Consider the following 14,556-nt stretch of genomic DNA (forward strand, 5'->3'; position numbering starts at 1 on the left):
TATGAATAGTATTAAAAGAATAATTACTGTTTTGGTTGTGATTCTATTTTTTGGATGTTCAACAGAAAATGATAATCTAAACTTAGAAAGTGTAGATAAGCCAACAAACATAGATGCATTAATGACAATTGAACAAGATAACTCTGGAAAAGTAACTATTTTGCCAAGTGGAGAAGGTGTAACGCAATATGAAATCTATTTTGGAGACGGAACACTAAATCCTGTAGCAATACAACCAGGAGGTAAGGTTGAACATATTTATGCAGAAGGTGTTTATCAAGTAAAAATTATTGGCATCACAATAGATGGTCAAAGAACGGAAGTGATTAAAGAATTAACGGTATCATTCCTACCTCCAACAAATCTAAATGTTATCATAACACCACAAGCAAGTCTAATGGTGGATGTCTCAGCAACAGCAGATTTGGAAACCTATTTTCAGGTTTATTTTGGTGAAGATCCAAATCAAATTCCAGTAGATTTTATGGAAAGTGAAACCGTAACACATACTTATGCTTTAGCAGGTACATATCAAATTAGAGTAGTAGCATTAAGTGGTGGAGTTGCTACAACAGAATATACAGAGAATATAATTATTACAAACTTAACGGAAGCACCAACACCAACGTTCCCTTCTGGAAATGTAATTTCAATGTTTTGTGATGCCTATACAGATGTAAATGTAGATACATGGCAAACTTCGTGGTCGCAAGCAACATTAGATAATATTTCAATAAATGGTAATGCAACAAAAAGATATAGTGCTCTAAATTTTGTAGGTATAGAAACAACTTCTTCACCTATTGATGCAACAGCAATGACTTATTTTCATACTGATGTTTGGTCGTCCAATTTTACAGAATTTAAAATCAAGTTAGTTGATTTTGGAGCGAATGGAGTTTTTGGTGGTGGAGACGATGTAGAACATGAAATTACTGTTACTGCACCAGCTCAAGAGCAATGGGTAAGTTTAGATATACCGTTAAGCGATTTTACTAATCTAACCACAAGAGGACATATTGCTCAACTTATTTATGTAGCAGCACCTTCTGGAGCAACAACAGTATATCTAGATAATGTCTTTTTTTACAATCAGACACCAACACCTTTGGTAGCAGCTCCAACACCAACGTTCCCTTCTGGAAATGTAGTCTCAATGTTTAGCGATGCCTACACAGATGTAAATGTAGATACATGGCAAACTTCGTGGTCGCAAGGAACTTTAGAAGATGTTTTAGTTAGTGGTAACGCAACAAAAAAATATTCAGCTTTAAATTTTGTTGGAATTGAAGCAACATCAAATACTATAGACGCAACTGCAATGACTTATTTCCATACCGATATTTGGTCAGCTAACTTCACAGAATTTAAAGTGAAATTGGTCGATTTTGGAGCCAACGGTACTTTTGGAGGAGGAGATGATGTAGAACATGAAATTATTGTTACTGCACCTGCACAAGAACAGTGGGTAAGTTTAGATATTCCATTAAGCGATTTTACCAATTTAACTACTAAAGAACATATTGCTCAACTCATTTATGTGGCAGCACCATCCGGAGCAACAACTGTGTATGTTGATAATGTTTATTTCCATAATTAATAATTGATTTCAAATGAAAAAGATAACTATAAACCTATTACTTATTATATCCTTATTGTTTATAATAGGTTGTCAAGAAGAAGATAATGCATTTGGAGATCTAAGTGCTCCTACTAATATTCAAATAGAAGCAATTATTCAAGGAGTAGATAGCACAAATCCATACGGAGATGGTTCAGGTATTGTAAAGTTTACAACTACTGCAAACAATGCAATCTCTTATAAGTATGTATTTAGCGATGGAACCTCTCAAAATTCACCTAATGGAGTTTTTCAAAAAAGATTTACACAAACAGGCATTAATGAGTATACAGTTACAGCTATTGCCTCTGGTAAAGGTGGAGTTTCTAGTAATGCAATAATAACAATTGAGGTTAGAAGCGATTTTACCGACAATGAAGCTATAGAACTATTAACAGCTGGAACAACTCAAAATTGGTATTTTTCTGCATCAGAAGCTGGTCACTTTGGTGTTGGACCTAATAATACAGATGAGACTCAAAACTACTATCCATTTTATTATCAAGCAGCTCCTTGGGAAAAAGCAGGAAGCACAGATTCAGGCTGTTTGTATGAAAATGTTTTAACTTTTACCAAAGAAGGAGATCTTTTAAAATATGAATTGAACAATGGAGGTAAAACTTTTTTTAATGCAACCTATGAAAGTGTAGTAGGAGGAAGTAGCGGCTCTGATTTTTGTTATAACTATACTACTTCGGGTGAAAAGACAATAAATTTAAGTCCTTCGGAATCAGTAATTACAGCAAATGCAAATGCAGCCACTCAAACAAGAGGAACCATGCTAAATTTTTCTGATAATGGATTTATGGGGTATTATATTGGTCAAAGTTCTTATGAAATTTTATCAATTACGAGTAATAGAATGGTAGTTAGAGCTGTTATGGGTAATAACCCAGATTTAGCTTGGTATCATACTTTTACAACAGTACAACCTGTGCAAGTACCAGATGTAGATTATACAAATTTAGTTTTTTCAGATGAGTTTAATACAGACGGCGTTCCAGATCCATCAAAGTGGGGTTACGATTTAGGTGCAGGTGGTTGGGGAAACAACGAATCTCAACATTATACCAATAGTGCTACTAATGTAATTGTGCAAGGTGGAAATTTAAAAATAACGGCTAAAGCAGAAAGTTTTAGTGGTTCAAACTATACATCAGCACGATTAAAAACAGAAAACAAATTTGAATTTACTTACGGTAAAGTTGAGGTTAAAGCAAAACTACCAGTAGGAGGAGGTACTTGGCCAGCAATTTGGATGCTTGGCGAAAACCATGCTACAGTTGGTTGGCCAGCTTGTGGAGAAATAGATATAATGGAATATGTTGGCAATAATCCAGACGTAGTGCTTTCAACCCTTCATTTCCCTGGGAATTCTGGAGGAAATGGAGTCACAGGCTCTACAACTATTACAGGTGCTTCTTCACAATTCCATGTTTATAAAACCATTTGGAGTCCAACGACAATTAATTTTTATGTAGACGATCAATTGTTTCATTCCATGCCAAATAATAGTACTATTCCTTTCAATAATGATTTCTTTTTGATACTAAATGTTGCTATGGGAGGAAATCTTGGAGGAGCAATAAGCCCTAGTTTTACAGAATCTGCAATGGAAATAGATTATGTAAGAATTTATCAATAATCAATTTATTTTTTTTTAATTGTTCAACTTTATGGAGGTTGTAATAACCTTCATAAAGATTGAATAGTAATGATACACTTTATAATGAAATTCAAACAATTACAATATATAATTATTACATCGCTTATACTTCTTGTAACAAGTTGTAATTTTTCAAATCAAAAAAAAACAGTTTCTAACAAGCCTGATAATATAGAGGCTAGAGTTGATTCTGTTTTTCAATTAATGACATTAGATGAAAAAATTGGTCAGATGAACCAATATAATGGTTTTTGGGAAATTACAGGACCAGTTCCAAAAGAAGGACAAGCCGCAATGAAGTACGAAAACCTTAAAAAAGGCCTAGTAGGTTCTATGCTAAATGTAAAAGGAGCAAAAGAAGTGTATGCTTTACAAAAAATTGCAGTTGAAGAAACCAGATTAGGAATTCCTTTATTATTTGGGTTTGATGTTATTCATGGTTATAAAACAATAAGCCCAATTCCTTTAGCAGAAGCAGCCAGTTGGGATATTGAAGCTATTCAGAAATCGGCTGAAATTGCAGCTGAAGAAGCAGCGGCAGTAGGAATAAACTGGACTTTTGCACCCATGGTTGATATTTCTCGTGATGCAAGATGGGGAAGGGTCATGGAAGGAGCAGGAGAAGATCCATATTTAGGAAGTAAAATTGCAGAAGCACGTATTAAGGGTTTTCAAGGAACCGATTTGACTTCTAAGAAAACAGTTCTCGCTTGTGCGAAACATTTTGCAGGATATGGTTTTGCAGAATCAGGAAGAGACTATAATACTGTAGATGTTAGTGAAGCAACTTTGCAAAACATTATTCTACCACCATTTAAAGCTTCTGTAGATGTGGGTGTAAAAACGTTTATGAATTCATTTAACGAACTAAATGGTGTTCCAGCAACAGGCAATAACTATTTACAACGAGAGATTCTTAAAAAAGAATGGCAATTTGATGGATTTATAGTTTCAGATTGGGGGTCAATTAATGAAATGATTGCACACGGATATGCAAAAGATAGTAAAGAAGCTGCAGAAATAGCAATAAATGCAGGTTCCGATATGGATATGGAATCATATGCTTATATAGATCACTTAAAAATCTTAATTAAGGAAGGGAAAGTTGAAGAAAAACAAATAGATGATGCTGTAAAACGTATTCTTAGAGTAAAATTTGAATTAGGTTTATTTGATGATCCTTATAAATATTGCGATGAGGTTTATGAAGAAGCAACAGTTGGTAAAAAAGAATTTCATGAGGGAGTATTAGACATCGCAAAAAAATCTATTGTACTTCTTAAAAACGAAAATAAGCTTTTGCCTTTACCAAAGTCAGGAAAAAAAATAGCTTTAATAGGAGCATTAGCTTCAGATAAAACAAGTCCGTTAGGTAGTTGGAGAATTGGAGCAGATGATGAATCGGCAATTTCTGTACTAGAAGGTATGAAGCAATATAAAGACAATCAATTAGTATATGCAAAAGGAACTGATGTTGCTATTGGTCGTACTCAATTTATGTGGGAAACGAAAATTAATGAAACAGATTCATCTGGGTTTAATGAAGCGATTACCATTGCAAAACAGGCAGATATTGTGGTTATGGTATTAGGTGAGCATGGTCTACAATCGGGAGAAGGAAGAAGTAGAACCGATTTAGGTTTGCCAGGTTTACAACAACAATTGTTGGAAGCAGTTTATAAAGTAAATAAAAATATTGTTTTAGTATTGAATAACGGAAGACCTTTAGCTATTCCTTGGGCAAAAGAGAACATTCCATCCATTTTAGAAGCTTGGCATCTCGGTACACAAAGTGGAAATGCTATTGCTGAGGTTTTATATGGAGATTATAATCCAAGTGGAAAATTGCCAATGACATTTCCTAAAAGCGTTGGTCAAGTTCCAATTTATTATAATTATAAAAATACAGGAAGACCTACAATGAATGAGCCAGAAAGTGTTTTTTGGTCGCATTATATAGACGAAGAAAATACTCCATTATTTGCGTTTGGGTTCGGATTGAGTTATTCAAAATTCCAATATTCCAATTTAAAATTAGATAAAACTAGTGTTACAAATAATGAAAAGATTAAAGTTACCATTACGCTTAAAAACAATAGTAGTTTAAAAGGGAAAGAAGTCGTTCAACTTTACATTAGAGACCTTGTGGCAAGCGTAACACGACCTGTTAAAGAGTTGAAAGATTTTAAAATGGTAGAATTAGCAGCAAATGAAACAAAAGAAATAACGTTTCTAATTGATGAGAAAATGTTAGCTTTTTATTCAGGTAATTCAAAATGGGAAACAGAACCAGGAGGTTTTAAAGTTTTCATTGGAGGAAGCTCTGATAAAACACTAGAGTCTAATTTTAAATTCGTAAAAAAATAATCAAATGAAATATTTTTGGATACTATTCTTATTCTGTAATTTTTCTTTTTCACAACATCAGAATAAAAAACTAGTTTGGGAAGAAAATTTTAATGGCTCGAAATTAAACGATTCGATTTGGAATTTTGAAGTTGGCAATGGTTGTCCAAACCTTTGTGGTTGGGGAAACAATGAAGCACAAATCTATACAGATAAAAATCATAAAGTTGAAAATGGAATTTTAACCATTTCTGCTAATTATAACGGAACTACCTATACTTCAACTAAAATTACAACTCAAAATAAAAAAGAATTTCAATATGGAAGCATAGAAATTAGAGCAAAGCTACCCACTGGTGAAGGGTTGTGGCCAGCATTTTGGATGTTAGGATCAAATATACCTCAAGTGGGTTGGCCAAAATGTGGAGAAATTGATATTTTGGAATATATCGGTAAAGAACCGCATACTATTTTCACGTCTTTACATACTAAAGACAGTCATGGAAACACAATTAACACTAAGAAAACAAAAATAGAAACAATAGAAGAAGGGTTTCATACTTATGGAATCGATTGGACGAAAGATAAAATTGACTTTTTTGTAGATTCAATTCTGGTGTACACTTTTCAGCCTAAACTAAAAGATGAAAATACATGGCCCTATGATCAATCTTTCTATTTCATTATTAACCTTGCAATTGGTGGGAATTTTGGAGGGCCAAATATTGATAATAAAATTTTTCCGCAACAATTTAGTATCGATTATATAAAAGTGTATCAATAACCTGTCTAGTATAATTGATAACAAATCGAATAGGATTTTTGATTTGTAATGTAACCGTTTTTTTAACTAATTAAATATCAAAAATAAGTAAAACAAATAACAATAAATTTCAAGAATAGAGAACAAAAACTATTTTTTGAAAATCTTAATCTTTTAAACATTTAACAAACAAACACATGAAACAAACAAAACAAAAAAATCTTTCAAGATGGAAAATCGTATTCGTCTTATTAGTAACCGCTTTAGGGTATGGTCAGGGGCCAATACCATTTGAAATTAAAAACAATTCAACATTTAACGATTCCGAACTCTATGTAGCAATTGTAGGAAAAAATTATAATACAGGTCAACATGTTTGGGTAAACCCAAAGACAAGTCAAATTTTTCCAATGAATTCATCCTATAATACGGTTCAAGGACCAACACCAGGAGGAAATCAAGGACCAGGAGGAAATGGTAAATATGCAAACTGTTTTACCAAATTAAGCGAAATCTCTAATAAGACTTTTACTTTGCCACTTATAGAAGGTTGTAGGGTTTTTATTTCTAAAGGTTCGCAAATGTATCTATACTTCTTTGGTGCATCGGGTGCTCCTTCTGGATATGCGGGTCATAACCCATTAAATCCAACGGATCCAAATAATGGAATCCTATATGAAATTATAGAATTAACTAACAATCAATTGGGCTTTTTTGGCAATCCTTCTCGTGTAGATTCCTATAAATACCCAATCGGATTAGAGTTATTTGGAGCAAACAATTATCAAAAAAGAGTAGGAGAAATAAAATCTCATGCGCAAATTGTTTCTTTATTTCAAAACAATGTACCAGCTGAGTTTCAAGGTTGTTTGAATACAACATCGGGAGAAATTACAGCCCCATCTAAAACAGCTCCATTTGCAGATGGAACAGGTGGAACATCAGTTGGACCCTATGCAAATTATATGCAATCCTATATTGATGCTATTTGGAGTAAATACAAAAATCAAGATTTGATATTTTATGCAGGTCACGCAGGTGTTTTTAAAGGTAGAATTTACGGAGAAGAATTACGAGTTGTAGGTCAATCTGGTGGATTTACAGGAAGAACAGGAAGAGTACAACATAGACCATCAACTCAGGAAGCTTTAGAAGGAAAAGGAGTATTAGATAGAAGATTGGTTGATGGAGACTTAGATTTAGTTATTCAAGCACAATTAACAGCAGCAATTAACAGACATATGGTTGATGTAACGAGTGCAAATCCAGGGCAACAAAACTGGTACAATACCGCACAATTTTACAAAAGTAACCCTATGAATCATTATGCAAAATTTTGGCATTCATATGGTATAAGCGTTGATAATTTATCTTATGGATTTGCTTATGATGATGTTGCAGATCAATCTCCTTCTTTACATACAAATCAACCAACAAAAGTAATTGCAACATTTGGAGGTTTTTATAATACAAATAACGCTTCAAATTTAATTCAAGCAGAAGATTATTTTGCAATGAGTGGCATTCAAACAGAAACTACTACAGACGTTGGTGGTGGATTAAACGTAGGTTATGCAGATGCAGGAGATTGGATGGCATATAAGAATATTAACTTTCCAACATCAGGTTTTTATTTAATTGAATATAGGGTAGCTAGTGCAATAAATGGAGCAAAAATTTCATCAGATTTGAATGCAGGAGCAATAGGATTAGGAAGTGTAAATATTCCAAATACTGGTGGCTGGCAAAATTGGCAAACTGTATCTCAAACAGTAAATGTAAATGCTGGAACATATAATTTTGGAATCTTTATTCAAAATTCAGGAGTAAATTTAAATTGGATAAAAATCACAAAAACCAATACGCTATTAAAAACGAATGCTTTAGCAGAAAAAATAGATTTTACAATTTATCCTAATCCAGTTGAAAACACCTTAAATTTTAAAACGGATTTAAAAAATTCCACAATTCAAATTATTGATTTTCAAAGAGTAATTTATTTAGATTTACCTGTATTTGATAATAAAAGCATAGATGTTTCAAGTTTAAAACCTGGAATTTATGCAATAGTATTAGAAAATGAAGGACAAAAAACAACTAAAAAATTCGTTAAAAAATAATAATAACAAAATCTCATACAGATGAAAACAAAAAATCAATACATAATATATACACTGTTTTTATTACTTTTAATGAATACAGTTTTTTGTCAAAATTGGCAATTGGTTTGGCAAGACGAATTTACGAACACGATCAGTTCCGATTGGGTTTTTGAAACCGGAAACGATGGTTGGGGAAATAACGAACTGCAAAATTACAGACGCGAAAATGCGACTGTCGAAAACGGAAACCTTGTTATTACAGCTAAAAAAGAAGCAATAGGCGGTTCCAATTATACATCCGCAAGAATGAAAACTTACGGGAAAAAATCTTGGAAATATGGTAAGATGGAAGCAAGAATTGCAATGCCATCATTTCAAGGAATATGGCCAGCTTTCTGGATGTTGGGCGACAATATTTACGATCCAAATGTTGGATGGCCTAAATGTGGAGAAATTGATATTATGGAGCATGTAAACGCAGGAAACCAAATATTTGGTACAATTCATTGGGATCATAATGGTTATGTTTCCTATGGAGGAAATACGAGTATAAACGATATTACTGCTTTTCATACATATACTGTAGAATGGGATGAAAATTCAATAAAATGGTTTATTGATGGCGCTAAATTTCACGAAGTTAATATTGCAAATGGTGTTAATAGTACAAATGAATTTCATCAAAATTACTTTATATTATTGAACTTAGCAGTTGGAGGAAATTGGCCAGGTTTCACTATTGATAATAACAGATTTCCTGCAAAGATGTTAGTCGATTATGTTAGGGTCTATCAGAAAACAACAAGTCAACCCTCAGTATTAATTCAAGCTGAAAATTATTCTGCAATGAATGGAATTCAAACGGAACCAACTACTGATATAAATGGAGGATTGAATGTTGGTTATGCAGATAGAGGAGATTGGATGGCATATAATGCTATTAATTTTCCAAGTTCTGGTAATTACTTAGTTGAATACAGAGTGGCTAGTGCTGTAAACGGAGCAAAAATTTCATCCGATTTAAATGCAGGAACAATTCCGTTAGGAACAGTAAATATACCAAATACTGGAGGTTGGCAAAATTGGCAAACAGTCTCCCAATCGGTAAATGTAAATTCTGGAACGTATAACTTTGGAATCTTTATTCAGAATTCGGGTGTAAATATAAATTGGATAAAAATTACAAAAATGAATTCTAAAACAGATAGTACAGTTGTTAATGATAAAATTGAAGCACCTTTATCTGTGTATCCAAACCCAACTGATTCAATACTTTTCTTTACAAAGGAAATGTCTCAATCAAAGGTTAATGTCGTAGACATGAAAGGGCAAATTAAAGAGTATAAAGTTGAAGACAATAGTATAGATGTTACCGATTTAGAAAAAGGGATATATCAAATTGCTATTGAAGAGAATCAAGTAAAAACGAACATTCGATTTATAAAAAAATAGGGAGCTCTTTTTCATAATAGTAAAATTAGCAGGAATAGGTTTAGGCTTATTCCTGTTTCTTTATTCCTTTAATTTTTCGCAAATAATTTAAAAAGAATAATTTTTAAATCTTTTTTTGAGTTCTATTTGTTTTTTTATAAAAAAAAATGTTAAATTTGGCTCAGATATAAATCCAAAAAACAAAACGCTTATTCAATAAAAATACTTTTTAGAAAACTAACTCAAATTAACTAAAAGGTATCACTATGGATAATCGTACACTTTCAGATGCAATTCTTGTAAAAAAATATGTTGAAGGAGATGAGTCTACCTTAGCTATTTTAATCGAACGTCACCAATCAAAAATTTACGGTTTTATTTATACTAAAATTCAGGATAGAGATATCTGCGATGATGTTTTTCAGGATACTTTCATTAAAGTAATTAAAACACTTAAGACTAAATCATACAACGAGGAAGGTAAATTTTTACCTTGGGTAATGCGTATTGCTCATAATTTGGTAATTGATTATTTTAGAAAATCTAAAAAAATGCCAATGCAGAGAGATACTGATGAATATTCTATTTTCTCTTATTTATCTGATTCAAGCTTAGATGTCGAAAAACAAATTATCACTGAACAAATAGAAGAAGATTTAACTAAACTCCTTGATGAGCTTCCTGATGATCAAAAAGAAGTGATTATTATGCGTATTTATCAAGATTTAAGTTTTAAAGAAATTGCTGATTCAACTGGAGTTAGTATCAATACTGCATTAGGAAGAATGAGATATGCAATTATGAATCTTAGAAAGATTATTGAAAAAAATCAAATAATTTTGAGTGTTTAAACAATATTTGTTTTTCTAGGGCGTTATAGAATAAATAACATAAAAAATTCTATGGCAAAACTTTACTCTAAAAAACAATCGACATCTCAAAAAATGTCACCTAAAAAAGAAACAATTTCATTTTTAATCAATTATTCTAAATCATTGAGTATGATTAAAATAAAAAATCTTTCTTTTGAAATTATTGCTAATTAATAATTTTAGAAAATGCTTCATAAGTTTTAAATTATGAAGCATTTTTTTTATAATATTCTTCTAAAACGGACTTACGACCAATTGTATTGGTTATTATGTCTTTTTCTAAGTCCCAACCTCTTGCAGGAGAGTATTCTCTACCATACCAAATAATTTGAAGGTGTAAATCGTTCCACAAATCTTCTGGGAAAATTCTTTTTGCATCTTTTTCTGTTTGCTGAACGTTTTTTCCATTTGTCAAATTCCAACGATACATCAAACGATGAATATGTGTATCAACAGGGAAAGCAGGTACACCAAAAGCTTGACTCATAACAACACTTGCTGTTTTATGTCCGACAGCAGGAAAACTTTCTAAAGCTTCAAAACTTTGGGGTACTTCTCCGTTATATTTCTCAATTAGAATTTCAGATAAACCATGTATTCCTTTAGATTTCATTGGAGATAAACCACAGGGTCTAATAATTTCCTTAATTTCTTCAATACTCATTTTTACCATATCATATGGATTATCTGCTTTTGCAAATAGAAGTGGTGTTATTTGATTGACTCTTACGTCTGTACACTGTGCAGAAAGTAAAACCGCAATCAATAAGGTATATGGATCTTTATGATCTAACGGAACAGGTATTTCAGGATATAATTCGTTTAACGTATTTATAACAAATGTTATTTTTTCTGCTTTGGTCATTTTTGTACTTTTATAGTCTGTTATAGCTTTTACAAAGTTAAACTTTAAACACTTTAAAAAAAATAGAATGACAACATTAAAAAAAGGAGATAAAGCGCCAAATTTTACAGGTTTAGATCAAGATGGGAATACACATACATTAGAAAACTATAAAGGTAAAAAATTAGTAGTTTTCTTTTATCCTAAAGCAAGTACACCTGGTTGCACAGCAGAAGCTTGTGATTTAAGAGATAATTACGAACGTTTTCAAGCGAATAATTATGCCATTTTAGGTGTTAGTGCAGACAGTGCAAAACGACAAGCTAATTTTATTGTTAAAAATGAATTACCATTTCCATTGTTGGCAGATGAAGACAAATCTGTAATTGAAGCCTTTGGAGTTTGGGGACCAAAAAAGTTTATGGGCAAAGAATATGATGGAATTCATAGAACTACCTTTGTAATCGATGAAAACGGAATAATTGATGAAGTTATAGAAAAAGTAAAAACGAAAGCACACGCTGAACAAATTTTAAAATAAAAAAAAGAGTCAATTTGTTTGACTCTTTTTTTGTTTTTTTAGTTACTATTTTGGTATCCGAATAATTGATGTTCTTTAATTAATTCCGGAATTCCTTTTGGAAGCATTTCTTCCCAACCTGTTTCACCGTTTCCTATCATTTTAAGGATTTCTCTAGAGAATATTTCTAGATTTTTCTCATCAAAATCAGTAATATCAACAACTTTTCCATTAAATTTGAAGAACTTATATAATTCTTTCATTCTTGGATGCACTTTTAAATTGTCAGAAGTAATAAGCGTTCCATCTTCTTCTTTCATTGGATATAAATAGACTTTCAAATCACGGTAAAATAATTTACCAAAAGCTTCTAATATTCCTCCAGATAAATGACGGTAATATTTCTCATCAAATATATCTACTAAATTATTTACACCCATAGCTAATCCCATTCTAGCTTTTGTATAATTAGAGAAATATTCTACAACTTTATAATATTCTTGAAAATTAGAAATCATAACGGTTTGTCCTAACGAACAAAGTAATTCTGCTCTGTCTAAGAAATCACGCTCATCAATTTCTCCTTCAGCTTTAAGGTTTGAAAGTGTTATTTCAAAAACTACAAAAGTGTTTTCAGGATCAACTTTTTTTTCTTCAATAAACATATTGTATGACTTAGTGTACATATTCATGTTTACCTTAGTAACAGGTCTAAAACTACCTCTTAAAGCAAGGATGTTCTTTTTATATAAAACAGCAGCTGGCAAAATGTTGTTCCCGTCAGGCCCAAACATTACTGCGTCTGTCATACCATTTTTCACTAATTGAAGACTCATTAAACGATTGTCTACATCGGCAAAACGAGGTCCAGAAAAGTTAATAGTATCAATTTCTAATTGATCTTTATCTAAATGATCGTATAAATAGCGTAATAATTTTTTAGGATCATTATATTTATAGAAAGCACCATAAATTAAATTCACTCCAAGTATACCAAGAGTTTCTTGTTGCAATTTAGCATCCGTTTCTTTAAAACGAATATGAAGCGTAATTTCATTATAGTCTTCGTCTGGTTCAACTTGATATTTAATACCAACCCATCCATGACCTTTATATTGTTTAGCAAAATCTATTGTAGCAACAGTATTTGCATAACTAAAAAATATTTTATTTGGATGTTTATCTCTTCTTAAACGCTCTTCTGTTAACTGATTTTCATGGGCTAACATTTTTTGAAGTCTACTTTCTGTAACATATCGACCATCTTCTTCAATACCATAAATGGCATCACTAAAGTCCTTGTCATAAGCTGACATCGCTTTTGCAATGGTTCCTGAAGAAGCCCCAGCTCTAAAAAAATGCCTAACCGTTTCTTGACCCGCACCAATCTCTGCAAAAGTACCATAGATACTCTCATTTAGATTAATTCTTAGTGCTTTATCCTTGATTGAAGGAATTTGTTCAATAACTTTATCACCTCTTAGTCTGATGTCTGTAATTATACTTTTCATTAAAGTGTTTTTTTATTGGTACTAACAGTAATTAATTCTTTAGTTTATGCAAAGTTAGTTAAAATGATAAAATCTACTACAAATATTATTATTTTTGTGAAATATGAGTGATATAAAAGTTTATTTTTTAGGAACAGGTACTTCTCAGGGTATTCCAGTAATAGGAAGTAACCATTCTGTTTGTTTGAGTAAAGATCAAAAAGACAAGAGATTAAGGGTTTCCGTTTGGATTCATTCCGACGATTTTTCTGTAGTAATTGATTGTGGCCCCGATTTTAGACAACAAATGCTTCAATCTAAATGTGAAACTATTGATGCTTTATTGATAACACATGAACATGCAGATCATACTGCTGGTTTAGATGATATTCGTCCTTTTTATTTTAAACAAGGTGATATTCCTGTATATGCACATGAAAGAGTCTTGAAAAACTTAGAAAAAAGATTTGACTATATTTTTGCCCTGGAAAATAGATATCCTGGTGCTCCTGCAATTTTAGCCAATGAAGTGAAAGAAAACGAAAATTTTAAAGTTAAAAATTATCTTATAGAGCCAATTAATGCATTACATGGTAGTTTACAAGTTTTTGGTTATAAAATTAAAGGTTTTGTATATTTGACAGATATAAAAACGATAGAAGAAGACCAAATCTATAAAATAAAAAAATGTAAAGTATTAGTTATTAATTGTTTGAGGGAAGAACCGCACAATACACATTTTAATTTAGAAGAAGCGTTGGATTTTATATCTTTGGTGCAGCCAGAAAAGGCATATTTAACACATATTAGCCACCTTTTAGGTTTTCATGAAGAAGTACAACAAAAATTGCCAAAAGATGTTTATTTGGCATACGATAATTTAGAAATTTCAATTTAATAT

At 31.7% G+C, this 14,556-nt stretch carries 12 protein-coding genes; 10 read left to right on the top strand and 2 right to left on the bottom strand.

Annotation, left to right across the window (positions count from 1 at the left end):
- Position 1 precedes the first annotated feature (1 nt).
- The 8 genes from L2Z92_RS15500 to L2Z92_RS15535 all read left to right on the top strand — a co-directional run bounded on the left by L2Z92_RS15500 (position 2) and on the right by L2Z92_RS15535 (position 10,975).
- Positions 2-1,600, top strand: a complete 1,599-nt coding sequence (locus L2Z92_RS15500) for a hypothetical protein (RefSeq protein WP_236455286.1) — start codon at positions 2-4, stop codon at positions 1,598-1,600.
- A 13-nt stretch (positions 1,601-1,613) separates the two neighbouring features.
- Positions 1,614-3,266, top strand: a complete 1,653-nt coding sequence (locus L2Z92_RS15505; RefSeq protein WP_236455289.1) for a glycoside hydrolase family 16 protein — start codon at positions 1,614-1,616, stop codon at positions 3,264-3,266.
- Positions 3,267-3,335: 69 nt separating this feature from the next.
- Positions 3,336-5,654, top strand: coding sequence for a beta-glucosidase BglX (bglX, locus tag L2Z92_RS15510; RefSeq protein ID WP_379678103.1), 2,319 nt, complete (start codon positions 3,336-3,338; stop codon positions 5,652-5,654).
- 4 nt (positions 5,655-5,658) lie between these two features.
- A complete protein-coding gene (locus L2Z92_RS15515; protein ID WP_236455291.1) occupies positions 5,659-6,417 on the top strand; it encodes a glycoside hydrolase family 16 protein in 759 nt (252 codons plus the stop codon).
- A gap of 176 nt (positions 6,418-6,593) precedes the next feature.
- Positions 6,594-8,516: a beta-1,3-glucanase family protein gene (locus L2Z92_RS15520; RefSeq protein ID WP_236455293.1), complete on the top strand. Its 1,923-nt coding sequence runs from the start codon at positions 6,594-6,596 to the stop codon at positions 8,514-8,516.
- A gap of 21 nt (positions 8,517-8,537) precedes the next feature.
- The gene (locus L2Z92_RS15525; protein ID WP_236455296.1) at positions 8,538-9,950 is read left to right on the top strand and encodes a carbohydrate-binding protein; all 1,413 of its coding nucleotides are present in this window, start codon (positions 8,538-8,540) and stop codon (positions 9,948-9,950) included.
- Between the two features lie 245 nt (positions 9,951-10,195).
- Positions 10,196-10,780, top strand: coding sequence for an RNA polymerase sigma factor (locus L2Z92_RS15530; RefSeq protein WP_236455298.1), 585 nt, complete (start codon positions 10,196-10,198; stop codon positions 10,778-10,780).
- Between the two features lie 51 nt (positions 10,781-10,831).
- On the top strand, positions 10,832-10,975 hold the full coding sequence (locus L2Z92_RS15535) for a hypothetical protein (RefSeq protein WP_236455301.1): 144 nt from the start codon (positions 10,832-10,834) through the stop codon (positions 10,973-10,975).
- Between the two features lie 31 nt (positions 10,976-11,006).
- Here the strand turns inward: L2Z92_RS15535 and L2Z92_RS15540 are convergent, their stop codons facing one another.
- Positions 11,007-11,666 carry an endonuclease III domain-containing protein gene (locus L2Z92_RS15540; protein WP_236455303.1) on the bottom strand — a complete coding sequence of 220 codons (660 nt, stop codon included), beginning with the start codon at positions 11,664-11,666 and terminating at the stop codon, positions 11,007-11,009.
- A gap of 67 nt (positions 11,667-11,733) precedes the next feature.
- On the opposite strand from L2Z92_RS15540, the gene bcp reads away from it, so the two are divergent.
- Positions 11,734-12,186, top strand: a complete 453-nt coding sequence (gene bcp, locus L2Z92_RS15545) for a thioredoxin-dependent thiol peroxidase (protein WP_236455304.1) — start codon at positions 11,734-11,736, stop codon at positions 12,184-12,186.
- 38 nt (positions 12,187-12,224) lie between these two features.
- Here bcp and L2Z92_RS15550 read toward each other — a convergent pair whose 3' ends face one another.
- Positions 12,225-13,667 carry a TonB-dependent receptor gene (locus L2Z92_RS15550; protein ID WP_236458871.1) on the bottom strand — a complete coding sequence of 481 codons (1,443 nt, stop codon included), beginning with the start codon at positions 13,665-13,667 and terminating at the stop codon, positions 12,225-12,227.
- 121 nt (positions 13,668-13,788) lie between these two features.
- On the opposite strand from L2Z92_RS15550, the gene L2Z92_RS15555 reads away from it, so the two are divergent.
- Positions 13,789-14,553, top strand: coding sequence for an MBL fold metallo-hydrolase (locus L2Z92_RS15555; protein WP_236458872.1), 765 nt, complete (start codon positions 13,789-13,791; stop codon positions 14,551-14,553).
- The last annotated feature ends 3 nt before the right edge of the window (positions 14,554-14,556 follow it).

Origin of the sequence: Flavobacterium jumunjinense, assembly GCF_021650975.2 — a bacterium.
In the GTDB taxonomy this organism is placed as follows: Bacteria; Bacteroidota; Bacteroidia; order Flavobacteriales; family Flavobacteriaceae; genus Flavobacterium; species Flavobacterium jumunjinense.